The sequence below is a fragment of the Candidatus Brocadia sp. genome, assembly GCA_021646415.1.
Classification (GTDB): domain Bacteria; phylum Planctomycetota; class Brocadiia; order Brocadiales; family Brocadiaceae; genus Brocadia.
The window spans coordinates 19365-37784 of record SOEU01000009.1 but is presented as its reverse complement, the minus strand read 5'-3'; the positions used below and the strand labels follow the sequence as shown (position 1 = coordinate 37784).

Annotated in this window: 16 protein-coding genes and 2 pseudogenes; 2 read left to right on the top strand and 16 right to left on the bottom strand. The window is 42.6% G+C overall.

The features are described from left to right. The first annotated feature begins 4 nt into the window (after positions 1–4). Positions 5–241, top strand: a complete 237-nt coding sequence (locus E3K36_08830) for a hypothetical protein (protein MCF6155341.1) — start codon at positions 5–7, stop codon at positions 239–241. 168 nt (positions 242–409) lie between these two features. On the opposite strand, the gene ftcD is transcribed toward E3K36_08830, so the two are convergent. From ftcD to E3K36_08805, 5 genes are all read right to left on the bottom strand, one after another. Further along, positions 410–1420 carry a glutamate formimidoyltransferase gene (ftcD, locus tag E3K36_08825; GenBank protein ID MCF6155340.1) on the bottom strand — a complete coding sequence of 337 codons (1011 nt, stop codon included), beginning with the start codon at positions 1418–1420 and terminating at the stop codon, positions 410–412. A gap of 3 nt (positions 1421–1423) precedes the next feature. Continuing rightward, the gene (locus tag E3K36_08820) at positions 1424–2287 is read right to left on the bottom strand and encodes an EamA/RhaT family transporter (GenBank protein MCF6155339.1); all 864 of its coding nucleotides are present in this window, start codon (positions 2285–2287) and stop codon (positions 1424–1426) included. 146 nt (positions 2288–2433) lie between these two features. Beyond that, on the bottom strand, positions 2434–2916 hold the full coding sequence (locus E3K36_08815; GenBank protein ID MCF6155338.1) for an adenosine monophosphate-protein transferase: 483 nt from the start codon (positions 2914–2916) through the stop codon (positions 2434–2436). Between the two features lie 132 nt (positions 2917–3048). Further along, complete coding sequence (locus E3K36_08810; GenBank protein MCF6155337.1) at positions 3049–4539, bottom strand: insulinase family protein; 1491 nt, start codon at positions 4537–4539, stop codon at positions 3049–3051. Between the two features lie 63 nt (positions 4540–4602). Continuing rightward, positions 4603–6279: an insulinase family protein gene (locus E3K36_08805; protein MCF6155336.1), complete on the bottom strand. Its 1677-nt coding sequence runs from the start codon at positions 6277–6279 to the stop codon at positions 4603–4605. Between the two features lie 199 nt (positions 6280–6478). Here E3K36_08805 and E3K36_08800 point away from each other — a divergent pair, with 199 nt between their 5' ends. Continuing rightward, positions 6479–7417 carry a redoxin domain-containing protein gene (locus tag E3K36_08800; protein MCF6155335.1) on the top strand — a complete coding sequence of 313 codons (939 nt, stop codon included), beginning with the start codon at positions 6479–6481 and terminating at the stop codon, positions 7415–7417. A gap of 392 nt (positions 7418–7809) precedes the next feature. Here E3K36_08800 and E3K36_08795 read toward each other — a convergent pair. The 11 genes and pseudogenes from E3K36_08795 to E3K36_08745 all read right to left on the bottom strand — a co-directional run bounded on the left by E3K36_08795 (position 7810) and on the right by E3K36_08745 (position 18350). Beyond that, positions 7810–7884: pseudogene (locus tag E3K36_08795) on the bottom strand (zinc ribbon domain-containing protein). Continuing rightward, complete coding sequence (locus tag E3K36_08790) at positions 7881–8900, bottom strand: tetratricopeptide repeat protein (protein ID MCF6155334.1); 1020 nt, start codon at positions 8898–8900, stop codon at positions 7881–7883. The pseudogene E3K36_08795 and the gene E3K36_08790 overlap by 4 nt, the downstream one beginning before the upstream one ends. A 43-nt stretch (positions 8901–8943) precedes the next feature. Then, a complete protein-coding gene (locus E3K36_08785) occupies positions 8944–9348 on the bottom strand; it encodes a tetratricopeptide repeat protein (protein MCF6155333.1) in 405 nt (134 codons plus the stop codon). Positions 9349–9392: 44 nt separating this feature from the next. Next, positions 9393–11156 (bottom strand): aspartate--tRNA ligase, encoded by a 1764-nt coding sequence (aspS, locus tag E3K36_08780; protein ID MCF6155332.1) that lies wholly within the window; start codon positions 11154–11156, stop codon positions 9393–9395. Between the two features lie 50 nt (positions 11157–11206). After that, entirely contained in the window at positions 11207–12511 is a 1305-nt protein-coding gene (locus tag E3K36_08775) for a histidine--tRNA ligase (protein MCF6155331.1), read from the bottom strand. Positions 12512–12932: 421 nt separating this feature from the next. Continuing rightward, the gene (locus E3K36_08770; protein MCF6155330.1) at positions 12933–13334 is read right to left on the bottom strand and encodes a hypothetical protein; all 402 of its coding nucleotides are present in this window, start codon (positions 13332–13334) and stop codon (positions 12933–12935) included. Between the two features lie 149 nt (positions 13335–13483). Beyond that, positions 13484–14185, bottom strand: a pseudogene (locus E3K36_08765) (DUF3604 domain-containing protein). 675 nt (positions 14186–14860) lie between these two features. Further along, a complete protein-coding gene (locus E3K36_08760; GenBank protein MCF6155329.1) occupies positions 14861–15889 on the bottom strand; it encodes an alcohol dehydrogenase in 1029 nt (342 codons plus the stop codon). Between the two features lie 117 nt (positions 15890–16006). Next, positions 16007–16876: a 4-hydroxy-tetrahydrodipicolinate synthase gene (locus E3K36_08755; GenBank protein ID MCF6155328.1), complete on the bottom strand. Its 870-nt coding sequence runs from the start codon at positions 16874–16876 to the stop codon at positions 16007–16009. Between the two features lie 202 nt (positions 16877–17078). Beyond that, on the bottom strand, positions 17079–17282 hold the full coding sequence (locus E3K36_08750; GenBank protein ID MCF6155327.1) for a hypothetical protein: 204 nt from the start codon (positions 17280–17282) through the stop codon (positions 17079–17081). A 117-nt stretch (positions 17283–17399) separates the two neighbouring features. After that, positions 17400–18350: a cytochrome-c peroxidase gene (locus tag E3K36_08745; protein MCF6155326.1), complete on the bottom strand. Its 951-nt coding sequence runs from the start codon at positions 18348–18350 to the stop codon at positions 17400–17402. Positions 18351–18420 lie beyond the last annotated feature (70 nt).

Sequence of the window (18420 nt, the reverse complement as noted above, 5' to 3'; positions counted from 1 at the left end):
TTATATGAAATTGCATGATATTCAAGTATGTACCTATTCAGGATATAAAGCCGATGAGAGGCCGCTTAGGTTTATTTTTGAAGGGAAAACACATAAGATTAAGGAGATATTATCCCAGACTTATGAAGAAATTCCTGACAGAGGGCGTAGAAGAAGGTTCACCATAAAAACAGATGAAGGACTTATCTTTAAGATTCTCTACGACGAAAGTCAAGATCGATGGTTTATGGAGGAGAAATAAGGGTCTCGTTATTTTTGCAAAGTTTTTTAAAAATTTACGAATTACGATTTTAGACTTTGTCTTGATCGCCCAGTGAATAATTGAAAAATCGTAAATCTGAAATCGTAAATCTAAAACCAATTATTGCTTGTTTATTTCTGGCGTATTCATGGTATGAAAATATCAATTTTAATCCAGCCCCAACATATACTCAATCACCTTCTTCTCCGGTATAAATTTGTTCAACTGACTCAGGCCCAACCTTTCAATAGCCACAGCAATAAGCCTCTCTTCTGACGGCTCCTTTGAATAAAAACGACCGGCTGCAAGCAATGCCTCCTTGGGAATAAGACCTACTACCTCGCTCCCAGTAACACGTACGCCTAATAGACCGGCTTGTTTCTTGACCTCTTCAAAGGCCACATGTGGTGGGGTCACCTTATAATTCTGCAGGTTCATGGAAACCTGGGTAAAGTTATGTTCTTTCAGATACACACCCATGGCCTGTACGAATTTTAGCAGCCCGGGGATGCGCACCCTTTCGCCCTTTTCGTTGATCTTGACAATCCCGGAAGCCCTTACAATCCCTGAGATCCTGTTAGCTACCTGGATATCCTGTGTATCCAGATTCACATTGTATGCAATCAGGAATTCACGTGCACCAATTACCGTGGCCCCCGCCCTCCTTACGTTTTCATTAAATTCCGCAGGCCCGTAATCGGGTCGCCACTTTTCTTCTTTTAATTTTTCCGATAAATTTTCATACTCCCCTTTTCTGATATCAGGAAGTAAGTGCCGTTCCGGTATAACTGCTGCCTCTCCGTACAGATAAACAGGAATACCAAGCCACTCCCCTACCTCCTTTCCCAGCGCCCGTGCAATCTGAACACACTCGTCCATCGTAACATTAGCTATGGGAACAAACGGACAGACGTCAGTAGCACCGATGCGGGGATGGGCACCCTTTTGCTGTGACATATCGATAACCTCCGCAGCCATCTCGATGGCATAAAAGGCTGCATCCTTAATTGCCTCTGGTTTGCCTGCAAAGGTAACGACAGTGCGATTATAGTCTGCGTCCGATTCTACATTCAGCAATTTAACGCCATTGACCTTTTCAATTTCACCGACAATCCTGGCTATTTTTTGGGAATCCCGGCCTTCGCTGAAGTTTGGGACACATTCAATAATTTTGTTCATTTTTTAAAATAAGGTAATAATAACTACCCCAATAATCATAACAATACCACCCATAAGTCGCTCCCTGATATTCGTTTCTTTAAACCAAACAGCACCATACATGATACCAAAGATGAGGCTCATTCGTTTTACCGAAATGACATAGGGCACTTCTGCGATATTTACCGCCAAAAAATGGGTAATGGTGGCAAAGGCGATGGCTAACCCAATCAGGCTAAATAGGGTACTATGAGAAAATAATTTTTTTATTTTACCATGATTCTTCCATATAAGAACAGGAAAAAGGATTGCAGCAAGGATGGGGAGGTACGTTGCCGTAAAGAATAAAGGGCTGGAGTGTAGTATCGCCATTTTCCCCAGGTTAGAAGTAATACTGTATATAAAGGCAACAATAACCATATACAGTGAGCCACGTTCCCGTCCTATGGCTTTAAAGGGTTCCAATATGCCTTTTCTGGTTGTCTTCACATTCAGCAGATAGGCCCCAATGGCAGTAAGAACAATACCCATGATTCCAAATTCATCCAGCCTTTCTCCAAGTATCAGATTTGAAGTAAAGATCATAAAAATGGGGCTTAATGCCAGAAATGGTAAAGTGATGGATAAAGGCGATATCTTGATCGCCTTCATGTATAATATAAGTGCCACGGTTTCCAATGGAAGCAAAATGAGTATCGTTAGAAAAAACTGGATGTCTAACTTCGGTATCTTTATGAATGGTAAAAGTAAGAGTAAAAAAGGCGTGGCAAATCCAACACGCACCCAGGCAATGAGGTATTCGTTACTCGCAAGAAGTGACTTTTTACTGAAGGCATCAGCCGATGCCGCAAAAAAGGCACAAAGCAGAGAAAGGAAGAACCAATTCAAGGCGAACCGTTAAGAAAAGAATACAACGACGTTTTAAAAATAACCACAGATTTCGCAGATTACACCGATAAAAAATATGAACAATCTGTGGAATCTGAGCAATCTGTGGTTCCAGGTGTTTTTTACCAGTCAGAGACAATCCCTCACTAGAGTTTATAGCCGATTTTACGAAGGAATTGCTTGCGGTTTTGGATGTCTTTTTCATCCTCAACGCCCTTAGGACTATAACCATCAATGACACCCAGTATGCCCCTGCCTTGTTCGGTTTCAGCCACAATAACCTGCACAGGATTGGCAGTGGCGCAAAAGATGGAACATACCTCAGGACATGCCTTCATAGCGTTCAACACATTTACCGGAAATGCATCTTTCATGAGGATGACAAATGTATGGCCAGCAGCAATATTTCGGGCATTTTGAATCGCAATCTCTTTGAGAGAGTTGTCATTTCCTTCTGCCCTGATGAGGCAAGGGCCAGAGGCCTCACAGAAGGCGATACCAAACTTAATGCCGGGGACGGAATTTACCATGACCTCATATAAGTCTTCCGCCGTTTTAATAAAATGGGTGTGCCCAATAATTATATTGGAACTCTCAGGGATCTCTATGGTAACCGACTTAATTTCCATCATGATAAACCTGTAACATTTCAACTCACCGCAGAGAACGTAGAGGTCGCAGAGATCAATTAATAGATAAAATTGCAAAAATTATTCTGTTTTCTCTGCGTTCTTAGCGCCCTCTGCGGTAAAATATTATATTTAATTCAACTCTATAACGTTGACCTTCCCGAAACTGTCAAGTGATTTATCAAACCTTTCCATATCACCAACCACGAGAATTTTGATCTCATCCGGATGCAGATATTTTTGGGCAACCCGTTGAACGTCTTCCTGGGTAACGGCTTGCACTTTATCCAGATACGTTTCGAGATAGTTTAAAGGTAAATCCTCGTATTCAATATCGACCTTTTGTGCCACGATACTGGCGCTGGTCGTAAACCGGAAGATGAACTGGTTCATAAAGGTTTCTTTGGCCAGTGACAATTCCTCTTTATCAATTGGTGTCTTACGAATTTTATCTATTTCCTCCAGTGCAATCGAGATAGCGCGGTTAGTCGATTCTAATTTGGTCTGACATGAAACAAAGAATATCCCAAGATCCCGTGCGGTTTGAAAAGCGCTGAAAGCAGAATATGCAAGTCCTTCATCCGAACGAATCCTGCCTGGAATACGTGCTGTAAAGCTTCCGCCACCCAGGATAAAATTCATTACCATAACGGGAAAATAATCCGGACTTTTTCGGTGAATTCCCAGATGCCCCATAATCACATTCGCCTGATTAATATCCTTGTACACATAATACACTGACTTCTCAAAGCGTTTTTCGACCTTGGGTACTTCCGGAAAATGAATATCCTCTTTTTTCCAGCCTGCAAATACCGCATTCAGCTTTTTAATAATTTCTTCCTTCTTGAAATCACCTGAGATACCAAGGATAATATTATTAGGATGGAAATATTTCCTGTGAAAAGCGACCATGTCTTCCCTTGTAATCTTCTCAATGGATTCCAGTGTTCCTTCAACCTTTCGGCTGTAAGGGTGTTTGCTATCATACATAATTCTACGAAATTCCCTGTGCGCGATTTGCGTGGGATTATCGTTCTCACGCCTGATGGATTCAATGACCTCATCCTTTCGCATCTTGATCTTATCTTCCGGGAATGCAGGGTTCATGAGTACATCTGCAAAAATTTTTAGGCCTTTATCAATATCTTTTTTGAGTGTAGATAAACTTGCACTACCTGATTCTCGACCAATGGAGGTTTCAACAGAGGCAGCCATAAATTCAAGCTCCTCGTTCATTTTATCGGCCGGCATGGATATTGTACCACCGCTTCTCATCACATATCCAGTCAAACCGGCCAATCCTGCTTTTTCCTGAGGTTCATAAATTGCGCCGGTCCTGATACGTGCAGTAACATTAAACAAAGGCAGATTGTGATCTTCCAGGAGATACAAAATCATACCATTTTCTAAAACAACCCTATCCACTTTTGGAGGAACAAAATTGAGTGGTTTAAATTTGAAACCGGAAACGATCTTTGCACCTTCAGACTCTGGTTTTCCCACTGATGGAGCAACAACACGTTCATGCCCCTGAGGCTCTGCAAAGAGATTGGTGAAATAAACAATGGAAAACAAGAATGCTATACATACAATCGGAAATACGAAATATTTATTTTTATACACGTTAAAATCTCCCTCGTTTCTTATCTTTCAATGTGTGGTTTTGAAAATGCCGAAGAACATTATTTAATAGGCAGCAGTTGATTTTCCCAACTTATTCTTTTCCTTTGTTTCCTTTGTTTCCTTCGTCTTCTGGTTATTTTCTTTTTTCACCAATATAGCCACGGTTCGGTTGTTCTTCGTTAAATATTTATTTACGACCCTCATAACATCCGATGCGGTTACTTGTGCCAGTTTGTCCATGAAGGTATTAATATAGCGCCAGTCGGAAAGAACTTCAAAATGCCCTATTTCATTGGCGAGCCCGGAGGCAGAGTTAAGTCCTCTGATGAACTCCGCCTCTAATTGGTTTTTGATCTTTTGCAACTCCCAATCACTCGGCGGGACCTTTTTCACTTTTTCAATCTCTTCGTAAAACGCAGATTCTATCTCTGCCACGGCATGTGGTGCTCGTGGCACAGCAATAAAGGTAAATGTATCTGGATATTTCCCTATCCCATTATAAGCATGTGCCATGACGGCAATACGTTTATCCTCAATCAGAGATTTATATAATCTGGAGGTACGTCCGTCGGAAAGAAGTGAACTCAAGACATCCAGGGCATACAGGTCTGAATGTCCAATCGCAGGGATGTGATAGGAAATGGCTATATAGGGATTTGATTCAAACTCAACCTCGACTCGCCGTTCGCCTTTCTGTTCTGGTTCTACCGTTTTTACCCTTGGAGGCGCAGGTTGGCCTGGAATATCCCCGAAGTATTTTTCTACCAATTTTATTGCATCGGCAGGATTAAAATCTCCTACCATGACAACCACGGCATTATTGGGAGCATAGTATTGTTTAAAATATTCCTCTGTTTCTGCCTTGGTAATATTCTGCACATCGGATCGCCATCCGATGGTAGGCCAACGGTAAGGATGGGCAATGAAGGTTATGGCATTGAGTTGTTCAATCAACAACCCCATCGGGCTATTCTCAGTTCTAAGTCGTCTCTCTTCCATAACGACATCCCGTTCAGAATAAAATTCCCTGAGTACGAGATTTTTCATCCGATCCGACTCAATAAATGCCCACAATTCTAACTTGTTTGCAGGAAGATCACAGAAGTAATACGTACCGTCAGTGCTCGTTGCAGCATTGAGCCCGGAAGCCCCATGTCGTAAATATAAAGAAAAAACCTCGTCTTTTACCACTAAATCCCTGAGTTTCTTTCTTACTTCCTCCAACTCCTTTTCAAGTGATTCAGTCTTTTTCCTGTCGGCAGACGCTCCATTGCTTTTTTCAGCATAGATCTTCATAACTAATTCGTCTTCCCTGTCAAGTAACGATTTTTCCGCAGAGTAATCCCTGGTTCCGAATATCTTTGTTCCTTTAAACATCATATGTTCAAAGAGATGTGAAACCCCGGTAATCCCCGGTCGTTCATCAACTGACCCCACCTTATAATTAATACGAACACACACGACAGGCACATCATGCTTTTCCAGCATAAGTAACTTTAAACCGTTTTTGAGTACATGCTCTTTAACGTCAAGCTTCAGGGAGTTTGCAAATACACCACCTGTAAACAACACGATAAAAGTTACGATTGAAAGGATTGAAACCAGGGTCTTCTTTTTCATTTTCTCTATGCTCCTTATTGTTTCGCTAAGTAATAAGTAATGGTCTGCCTGTTTATAAATGTAAATTTTAAGAAGTATGCTAATACATTTGCAATGTAATTTTTTCATTTCTTTTGGCATGTTTCGTTGTCACATCGTAATCTTTTAAACACATTCGGTCAACAGAAAGTTTCTCGTTTCTCGTTACGTGTACCCGTAAAGAAATGACTCTTGAATATTAAGATGTATTCATGTAATATATTCCGAACCACCATGCAGACTAATACATAATTGATCGTTAAAAGGAGAATTTTGGGAAATAAACAAGGAGTTGGCCATCATGAAAAAAGGAAGACGTTTCATTGTTACCATAGTTACATCTGCTGTTTTACTCTGGACTGGTTATACCGGCAATGCAGGTGAACTGAGACACGATGCAAATGCAGCAAAACAGCTGGAGATTATCAGAAAAGATTTAAGCGGCCTTACTGAAATGAAATTTGCAGATTCAAAAAAGTATTATGAAGGGTCGCTTAAGGAATTGAATAGATTGATCGAAAAATATCCCAAGACACAGCAAGCACTGGAAGCAAAGTTTTATATTGGCAATATTTGCAATACGATGCATAATTTTGATGAGGCTATAAAATATTTTGATGCTGTGCTAAGTCAGGGAGACATTGACAATCTTTTTAAGGCCAAAGCATTGTATTTTAAAACAAAGGCGCTGATAGCAAAAGGTGACATTGCAAAAGCAAAAGAGACTGCAGCGGAATTAAAACTAATCGATCCGAGGGCAGCCGACACCTTTGGCAGAGAGTTAACTGGTTCAATACGGCTCGGCATGGAAGCGCCGACATTCAATGTTACAGATTTTAACGGAAAGCCGGTCGATTTATCAAAATGCAAAGGAAATATTACGGTCATTGATTTTTGGGCAACGTGGTGCGACCCTTGTATTCAGGAATTTTCCAAAGTGAAGAAAATGTACAGTAAACTCAAGGATAAAGGCGTTCTGTTCATTGGCGTAAGCCTGGATGACGATATTGAAGATTTACGTGGCTTTGTAAAGCAGGAAGAGGTGGAATGGCCACAGGTATTCGATGGGAAACGATGGAAAGGGGAAATTCCTGCCTTATATAGTATTCAAATGATACCCACAATGATTGTGCTGGATCGGGAGAATAAAATACGTTACATCGGAAGCAGCACAGAGGGTGTTATCCAAATCGTCACCACGCTCCTTTCAGAATCAAAGGAGTTACCCTTATTCCGATAAGCTGGGGGAAAAACTGGTTTGTTTTATGGAAATCCTTCGATACCTAATTGCTTACTAAACTGTATTATCAGCAATAAAATTCCAAATACAATAATTGCAATTATTAAAATCCAATCTTTCTTTTTTTTTGCGGTTTCTAAGGGTTTTCCTAAAGAGGCAACGGTCTTTTCTCCTGCTGCCTCTTCTGTTTCAACAGCAATCATTTCCGTGGTGACTTGAGTACGTCCTGTCTCCGATTTTTTATCCTTATCTCCAGATATGGTTACTGTCTTTTGCGGGGGTTTTACATCCGTTTTTGGTTTTTCCGCTTGTTGAGATTGCATTTTTCGCTGCGGTTTGGCTTCCGGTTTTACCTGGGTATTCGGTTTCCCCTTATCATCGGGTATCGATGTTAAAAACTCGCCACAAAAACGGCACTTAATCGCTTCATCCTTAATTTCTTCCGCACAATAAGGGCATTTCTTCATAATTTTTCTTTTTTGGCTTTAAAGAAATATATCCCTAAAAAGGCAACAATGCATAACCAAATTTGTATTGTCATTATGTAATAAAGGAACCCTTTAACAAGCTTGCCAACATACGTTTTCTCTAATTCTTCAGCCCTCTTTTTAAAGGGATTCTTAAATAAAGTCGACCCCACCTTCTTGAACGGTTTAAAAAGGTGTTTGTATGCAGGGTCTTTTTTATCCACTTTAATATACGGAGACTTATATTCTGTTTCAGTAGGACGTTTTTCCTCGGTTGGCGGTTGAGGAGGTGACTCTGTATATCGTTTTTCAATCTGTTTTGTCGTCTCCAATACAGCCGTCGCTTCCGGCTCTGCCACAGAAGACCGGGCACCCGCAACAGGCTTGGTTTCCTCTGCCGGGGGAGATACTGGTTTTACTACAACAGGTCTTTCCTTTTCAGTCTCTTTTTCTGGAGAACCTGATTCTGCAACCCTTGTATCAGGTACCGTTGTCTCCGGAGGTCTTGTCTCTGTAGTTGGTTGAGTTTCTTCTGGTTTGGGCTTTTCTTCCTGTACTTCCCTTCGCGGAGGTGGTGCAGCAGGCTTCACCACCTGAGGAGAACCACCTACCATTCCCTGCATACGTTCTTCAATTAATTTTTTATACTTTTGAAGTTCTTCCTCCGCTTTGTCGTTCATGCCCAATTTTTTGTATGCCAGCCAAAGTCGCTGATAGGCCTCGACGTATTCAGGTTTAATCCGTGTCACCTTGGTAAATTCCTTGACGGCATCATCAAACATGTTCTGCCGGAAATAAATACTTCCCATACCAAAGTGTGCTTCGGCATGGTCTGGATTAATTTCTATAACTTTCTTTAACATCTCCAGGGACTGATCCAGTTTCCCCAACTTGTATAAGTTGTAAGCATCCAAGTAACACTTATTCGCCTCATCATCTCTCTGAGCAAAGAGCGTCTGTATGTGAAGGATACTCGTTAAAATAATAATGGGTAAAAGAATGACACTTTTTTTCATAAGAGTAATAATAACAGCTTTCAACCAAGAGTAAAAATAAATTTTATTTGCTTTCTTTAAGTTTATTATAAGAATCTAATGCCTGATTCGCCTCTTCTTCCATACCTTTCTTCTTATAAATCAGGTACATCTCCTGATAAATGTTAATAAGATCGGGTTTCATAGTTAAGGCCATTTTTAACTCCGTAAGTGCATCGTCAAGCAAGTCCTTTTTATTGTAAATCATGCCCAGGGCAGCATGGGCCTCTGCAATACGCGGGTTTTTACTCAGAGTATCTTTTAAAATGGCAATCGCATCGTCCAGTTTACCTTGTTGTACATATTGTCCCGCCGTTTGTAGATAGGACGCAGAACGATGTAAGCGTTTTACGTATAAGAAAAAACTGACAGAGGCAAGGAGTATTATAAAAGCTGCCCCGATGAGCATTAAAAGTAATTGTCGTTTCATGGTTTTATTTTTCTTAAATTTTGCCTTTATCACTAAATGAAAATTTATGCCAGTCGTATGCCCAATTCCTTCAGTTGCTGAGGATCTACTTCAGACGGTGCATTTGTCATAAGACACGTAGCCTTCTGTGTCTTGGGGAATGCAATAACCTCTCGAATATCATCGAGTTGTAATAATAACGTTACCATGCGATCGACCCCCAGAGCAATCCCGCCGTGAGGAGGAGCGCCATACTTCAAGGCATCGAGTAAAAATCCAAATTTTGCATAAGCGCTTTCATCCTCTATCCCAAGTAAACGGAAGACCCTTTTTTGTATTTCCGGCATGTGAATACGGATGCTACCCCCTCCAAGTTCTACACCATTGAGCACAAGATCATACGCACGCGCCTTAACTTCCAGGGGTTTTTCTTCCAGGATTGGAAAATCATCAGGGTGAGGTGATGTAAACGGATGATGAAGCGCTTCATAGCGTTTCAATTCTTCATTATAATCAAACAAGGGAAAATCCACAATCCACGAAAAATGAAATGTATTTGTGTCAATGAGTTTATTTTTTTGCGCAAGATGCAATCTGAGCTGTGCCAGAGACTGGGATACCACCTTAGGTTTATCTGCAACAAAAAGGAGCAAATCTCCTTTTTTCGCGTCCATGTACTGTCGTAATTTTTCCTGGGTTTCTCCCGGAAAGAATTTTGTTATTGAAGAGGACAGGCCATTTTCTTCCACCTTGAACCATGCAAGCCCCTTTGCCCCAAATTGACCAACAAAAGCCGTTAAATCATCGATGTCTTTTCTTGAAAAATTCCCGCAGCCATTCGCATTGACACCCCGAACCTGTCCGCCCGATTTCATCGTATCTAAAAACACTTTGAAATCTGATTTTTGAACTACGTCAGATATATCCTTTATTTTCATCCCAAAACGTAAATCAGGAGCATCGCAGCCGTAAGAAGCCATGGCCTCTTTATACGAAAGCCGTGGGAAGGGAATAGCGACCTTTTTACCAATAACCTTATCGAAAATTGCGGCAACGAGCCCCTCAATGATCTGCATAATATCATTTTCATCTACAAACGACATCTCCATATCCATTTGTGTAAATTCAGGCTGTCGCTGAGCACGAAGGTCTTCGTCGCGGAAACAGCGTACGATTTGAAAGTAACGGTCATAACCTGCCACCATGAGAATCTGCTTAAAAAGCTGAGGAGATTGGGGCAGTGCGTAAAACTTTCCGAGATTTATCCTGCTGGGAACCAGATAATCTCTGGCTCCTTCCGGAGTACTCTTTGTCAGTACGGGTGTTTCGATATCAACAAAATTCAACCGGTCGAGGTATTCGCGTATAGCCTGGCAGACCTTGTGGCGGAAAATCAACCGCCTTTGCATTGCGGGACGTCTCAGGTCCAGGTATCGGTGCTTGAGACGTAATTCTAAAGACACCTTGCTTTCATCCTCAATCTCGAATGGAGGGGTTTCTGATTTATTTAATATCTCGAGTGTATCAGCGTACACCTCGATTTCCCCGGTATCCAGATTGGGATTCAATGTGCCTGCAGGTCTTGCTGAAACTGCCCCCTGTATAGCCACAACATATTCAGGTCTCAATTGACCGGCAGTATTGTAGAATTCGTTCCCTTTGTCAGGATTGAAAACCACCTGGGTAATACCGTATCTGTCACGTAAGTCAATAAAGATCAGCCCTCCGTGATCCCGAATACTGCTTACCCAGCCAAACAGGGTAACAGTTGATTTCACATCTTTTATCCGCAATTGACCACAGGTATGTGTTCGTTTCAATTTAGACATGTATTGACTAGCTCCCGGGAATTTAGAATTTGTTAACTCTTGAGAGGTGACTATTGATTCTGGAACCATTTAAGGATTTCGCTTTGTTTTAGAGAAATTTCTTCGCTCGTTTCCATCACCTTGACCTTGACGTCACCGCGGGCAAGTTCATCGGGACCCAACACCACAACGTATTTTACCCCTAATTTATTTGCCGTGCGCATTTGTGCCTTGGGACTTCTTCCTTCGTAATCAAAATCAGCAGAAATATCTGCCTTTCTCAAAAGATTGAGCAGGTAGAAACATTTTTTTTTCGTTTCTTCCCCAATAGAAACGATATACACCAGGGGGGAAGGAACAGAAATCTCCTGATAAACAGATTTGTTCTTTGCCATAACATTTTCAAGAGCAAGGATTGTTGCCTCCATCCCGATAGCAAATCCGACAGAACCGATAGGAGGGCCCCCAATATCGGAAATCAGATTGTCATATCTCCCGCCAGCGCAAATGGCATCACGGGCTCCTAGTGACAAGTGGGTGATTTCGTAGACAGTTTTTGTATAATAATCCAGTCCTCGTACCAGATGAGCATCTGCAATATAAGGAATACCAATCTCCAAAAGCGATTCCCTTACTGCTTTCGCATGAGAATGGCATTCTCCACACAAATAATCATTAATGGAAGGCATAGTATGGCTAATCGTTTTACATTTCTCATTTTTACAATCCAGGATGCGAAATACATTCCGGGTTAGCCGTGACTGACAGAGATCACATAACTCTTTTTCATGTTCACAGAGTTTCTCTTTAAGGATATTTCTAAAAACAGGTCTGCATTTTTCACACCCTATGGAATTAATCTTGACCTTGTATCCCTTCAGACCAATGCGGTCGAATATCCGGGTGGCTACACTGATAGTTTCCACATCAAGCAAAGGGTCAGTGGCACCCACCGCTTCTATACCCATCTGGTGGAATTGGCGAAGCCTTCCAGCCTGTGGACGTTCCTTTCTGAATTGAGGACCAATATAGTAAAATTTTTGGAATTTTTTTGTCTTATACAACTCATACTCTAAATATGCCCGCATAACAGGCGCTGTGTTTTCGGGACGCAGGGTTATGCTCGAGTCTTCACTATCAGCAAAGGTGTACATCTCCTTCTCAACAATATCCGTAGCCTCCCCAATACTTCTGACAAATAAGCGAGTATCCTCAAAAATCGGGGTGCGAATTTCATAGTATCCGCAAAGTTCAAACTCCTGCCGTCCGACTTCCTCAAGCTTTCGCCATAAAGCCCATTTCGTCGGTAATACGTCTTCCGTACCCCTGGGCGCTCTAAAGGCATACTCAGTTTTCTTCCACGTATTTACGTTCATTCCACCAGTCCTATTGATTTATAGAAAGTGAAAATAAAAAAATAATTATACTAATCTGGGCATAATATGCAAGGCTTTCTTTTCATGGTTAGAGCAATGAGTAAGCTGAATTGCTGCCGTGTGCACTATAATTCAAAAGGAAAATGCCTGATAGCAAATAATACCGGAAACCATGGCAAAGATATTTTTCGACAGGAAATGCACAAGCAATCCTTAATCAGTTTCTTCTGCATGAACCCCTCCCTTTTGCAGCACACATTGGTATCCAGGTTTACCATATATATTATGACCAGAACCCAACCACTCGTTCGATGGTCCAGAAGCTCGCTATCGACCCGATACCATACGCTGCCCGAGAAGAATATGCTCTACACCAAGAACAAGGTACGTAGTAAAGATATGCATCCCATTGGGAACAGCCTCAACAATGAATGACGGTGACGAAGGGGTTAGTCGCGCTATCTGTATGGTCCCATCTTGCCCACTCCAGACGAACCAAAACCTCAGTAAGCGTTGCATCAAGGCCATCAATGGTAATACATTGTCCAACGAGCCCACTTTTGCAACGAACAGTCCAGCGCTCAATAAATGCATCTTCTGTTGCGTAGCTTTTTGTAGCTCCGCTCCGTTCACAGCAATCTGGCAAGTGCACATAGATACCCAGACGCTGATCACTCCGCGCAGGAACCTTCCAGAGCATCTCGTAGGTTTCTTGTCCAGTCTGGCGCAGTTCAAGACAGGCAGGTCTTACTTCATGCGCGTGAATAACACCCGCAAGGGCAATCAACCAGATTATCATGAAAAAGAAGGTTTTGAGGTTCATTTCTTAGCCTTTGCATTCGTTAGTTTCTCATCACAAACTCCTCTATCTTCGAATTTCAAATTTCACTCAGGTATATACCATATCGGGGAAGTACAGGCGCGCTCCTGTACGGTCATGGGGACTTCCTTTGGCATCTTGATGCAGAACTGCTGTTCGAGATTGAGGCCATTTTTAAGTGCCGAGCGGGCATACTCGAACTCCAGCATCTCTGGCTTCTTGAGTTCGCCGAGGTCCAGGTTGCCCTTGTCCCAACGCTCGAAGTTGGCGAACTCGTCGTTTGAAGAAAGAAACGGATGTGTCTCGTCGTCACCCTTGATCTGTGTTGCTTCATAGAGGCGTTCCCAGCACGCCCTATTCGCGGCATACTCGCGATCAACCGGCTTGCCAGTGAACGATTCTATGATCGGAAACATGCGGCCATTGCTCAGGTTGCCGTTATGTGCAATAGCCAGCACGTCACCGCCGGTCTTCTCTTCGAACGCAGCCATCCATTTCCACAGGTCACGGGGATTATCGCTGCCGTACTGCTTCATCGTGATGAAAGGTTCGACCTGTCCTGCCTTTGTGCCGTTGTCGCGGAAGATCACATTACGGTGCAGGTTGTTCCCGCCAGTGTTTGATGTCCACTCGTAGCCAATGAAGGCGGTGAAGCGACCGGGATCGTTCGCCTCTTCTGCCGCCTTGATTATCTCCCGCCATGCCGAGCGGTAGGCTGCAGTACCGGGGAGAGAAAGCAAGGCCTTCGGGAATGTTCCCTGGGAGAAGGCAATTATCATTTCGACCGCTGCGTCTGCACCTTTGCCATTCTGGATCATGTCACGCCATTTCCGGCCTTGCGGGTCTGCCAGCACTTTGGGATCTCCCCCCCAACAGTTGCGGGAAGAAACAAGGTATCAGAAACGGAATCCTACTCCTAAAATAGGCCCATGAATCGTGGCATCTATTCCATTCTTATCATCTCCGCTTTCCGTTTCATATCTTATGTCCAGTGCGCGGTAACCGGCTCCCAGAACAATTCTCTGCGAAATGTCATATTCAAGGAGTCCCACGGCTTGCCATGAAAGGTCAGATGTATCATCAGAAATATCAAAACCGCCAATATCACCCCTTAGTTTGAACCGCAGCCTCTTTGTCAGGACGTTTCTAAACGAAGACCAACAAATGGATCTATCAAATCTTTATCGGGAAAATTGATGTTTAGATTTTTCAATGAATCTTTCATACATTCCCATAATATGTAGTACAGAAGACCGGTGACTGGCGAATAAATCCCATACCCTGATTTTTATAAAGCGTAGATTCCTTGCCGAGCGTCTCATCCACAACGTCATCTACCATAACACATTCACCGATTTGATAGGATGTATTAATAACCCCAGGGCCTGACCGTGAAACAATCTGTTTGACACCGAGCTCTTTCAGGGCATAAATATTATAGCCCGGTAATTGACGAAAGGTGCCGTAAGGCTGCGTCCCTTTTCTCCATGGCGGGAAATGGTGGTCTACTGCAATCGGGTGAAACCTTTTTAGATTTTTAACACAATCTTTCCAAAATTTTCTCTGTTTAACATCTTCTGCTGGGCTGCCGGGGCTTCTTTTAAAGGGAATACGCTGTCAATTACGGGTTTCAGTCTTCCCAATTCTACCAGGTTCAAAACATCCAGAAGTTCCTTTTTACTACCCATATAACAGCCAATAATCGCATGCTGCTTCATGAACAGAAACCGGATGTCTATGGTTGTTGTGGGACCGCTTGTGGCACCACACACCACCATCCTCCCCCCCTTCGTAAGACATTGCAGATTCTTTTCCCACGTATCCGGCCCGATATGTTCGAAGATAAGATCCACCCCTTTGTTATTCGTTATAAGTTTTACCCTTTCTGGATAATCCTCTTTCGAATAGTCTATGACCTCATCAGCACCCAATTGTTTTGCCTTTTCCAGTTTTTCCTTCCCCCGGGCTGTAGTAATCACGCGTGCGCCTGCCAGACGGGCAATCTGAATAGCAGCGCTGCCGATGCCGCTGCCGGCCGCGTGGATCAATACGTTCTCCCCCGGTCTAAGTTGTCCCCGGGTAATGAGCATGTGCCATGCCGTTAAAAACACCAAAGGAATGGCCGCCCACTCCTCAAAGGAAAACTTATTGGAGATGGGGATAATATTGTCCACATGGGCCCTTGCAAATTCTGCATAACCTCCCTGGACCTGAAACCCCATTATCTTGAAACTATTACACATGCTGTCGTTGTTCGTGATGCAATACACACACTTCCTGCAGCGAACGCCGGGGGCAATGAGGACATTGTCGCCCGGCCTGAAATTCTTTACCTCCATTCCGACCTCTGCCACCTCACCAACAACATCACTACCCAGTACATGTGGCATAGGGATCTCAATGCCGGGCAATCCCTGCCTTACCCAGATATCTAAATGATTCAGTGCACAAGCTTTTACCTTCACCAGTACTTCATAGGGAGAAATTTTTGGTTTCTCCATATCTGTATACGTTAACCTATCTACCCCGCCATGCTCATAAAAAACGACAGCCTTCATAATGTTTCTCCTAAATATATTCAAGATGAGTTTGTCACGAAAACTTAGGTAATTAAATTTGGGGAAATTTGTGTAGCATTAAATTGGACTGAGGAATACGTGGTGATGGTTGTTACGCTATGGCATTAAACCGTAATTTCTTAGCGTACCAATTAATTGGTTCTCGTGTTCCTTCGTCATATCACACAACGGCAAACGCATCTCTCCGTTTATTCTTCCCAAAAGTTTCATAGCGGTTTTTACGGGAATGGGATTGGTTTCAATAAACATGCCCTTGCACAGTGGAAAAAGTTTGTGATGACATTTCCTGGCCGCTTCGAAATTACCTTCCAGACAATAACGGGTTAATGCGGCCGTATCCGACGGTACAATGTTGGCCACTACGGATATCACCCCTTTCCCCCCCACTGACATAATCGGCAGGGTGAGAGAATCGTCTCCCGAAAGAACCTCGATGTTGCAAAGCTGCAATATCTGAGTCGTTTGATCAATGCTGCCACTGGCCTCTTTTATTCCAACGATATTTTTGATCACCGAAAGCTTCGCTACCGTTTCCGGCAATATAGATATGCCCGTCCTGGAAGGTACATTGTATATCACAATAGGAATATCAACCTCTTCCGCTATTAATTTATAATGCCGGTAGAGTCCCTCCGGGGTGGGTTTATTGTAGTAAGGTGTAATAAGCAATGCCCCATCTGCCCCTACTTTTTTGGCATGTTTGGTCAAACGCAGAGCTTCCATAGTGTTATTTGAACCTGCTCCCGCCAGAACCCGTATCCTTCCACCAACCATGCTCACAACTTCACCGATCATCCGTTCGTGCTCATCAAACGAAACTGTGGCAGACTCACCGGTTGTACCACAAGGAACGATTCCATTTGTCCCGTTTTTTATATGAAATTCTATGAGTTCTTTCAGCTTTGCATAGTCGATTTGTCCATTTTTAAAGGGTGTTACTAATGCTACAAATGAGCCCTCGAACATGGTATTCTCCTTTTAATCATAGTAATATTATTTGTTGAAATTTTTACTCCCCGTTTTCACGAGGGCAAGTTTGGGAAAGTTTTTTACACCCTCCCCTATGCCCCCTTCGAAGAGCAGAAAGCGTGGGGATCTTTGGTTGCGGCTTTGTTGTGCCAAGAATATTTCGACTTTTTGCTATACTATAACATAAAACCTCATTAATTCAAGCCTTAAGACTAATATCAACGGCAAAGAAATCGTTAGAGTGGGAAAAGGGAATCGCAACGCCATGAAAACGCTTCATAATTTTTAAGGAAAGAGCATTATCAAAAATATTTAAAAGGCTGAAGGGAAAAAATATGGCAACAGTTCGCCGCAGAGGGCGCAGAGAAAACACATTAATAAAAACGGAATTTCTTTTTACCATCTTTTCTCCGCTTCGCCACCATCCCTCTTTTTGCTTTCTTACACGTTTTACTAAGCGTTTAAAGATGCCGAAGCGCTGATACTACCATGATTGGTTTTTCTGATATCCAACAAAACATCAATTCCGGTTTGGTTTCGGAGTATTTTCATTTGAGGGCGGCAGAGTCGGAAGAATAATTTCAGGCTGATCTCCTGTTAAGGTGCGCAAGAATGCAACAATCTTGTTCGTTTCCTCTTCAGTAAGTTTCAGTCCCAACTGATATTCGGCCATAGTATTTACAGCCTCACGCAAACTCCAGGTGCTGGCATCATGAAAATAAGGAGCCGTAAGTTCAATATTTCTCAGCAATGGAACTTTGAAAACATATTTATCTTTCTCATCCTTTGTTACGTTGTATCTGCCAAGAGTCTGCGTGTCTTTTTCATACGGCTTTGCAACCCCGAATTTCTGGAAAGAGTTTCCTCCTACGCCAAAACCGTAATGGCAGGCTATGCAACCTTTATCCTTAAAAAGATCATATCCGTCCTTTTCAGCATCGGTAATTTTGTCATCGTAGTCTTTTAACCACCAGTCAAATCTAGAATTTGGCGTGGTTAAAGTCTCTTCAAACGCAGCAATAGCATCAGCAACATTATCAATGGTAATTTTCTCGTCTTTATATACTTCCTTAAACCATTGTACATATGCCGGTATTGATTGCAATACACTTACAGCAAGTTCATGGTTCGAAGCCATTTCCATAGGATTGGCTACAGGTCCTTTCGCCTGTTCTCTCAGATCCTTTGCTCTGCCATCCCAGAATTGAGCCATATTGAATTTTGCATTCAGAACAGTAGGTGAATTTATCGGGCCAAAGGCCCATTTATGTCCAATAGAGGTTGGCAAATTGTCCACACCGCCTGTCGAGAGGTTGTGACAGGAATTACAACTGATCCAGCCGGATTTGGACAATCTGGGTTCAAAGAACAATTTCTTTCCTAATTCTATCTTTGCCCTGTCGTAGTCAAAGCTGAATGGGATTGGCTGAATAGGTTCTTTTGTACGTTCCGACACAGTACCACCCTGCATCCTTCCACCTCTACCATAACCTATTTGCCTCTGTGATTCGTTTGCAATAGTAATTGTCTGAAACACAACA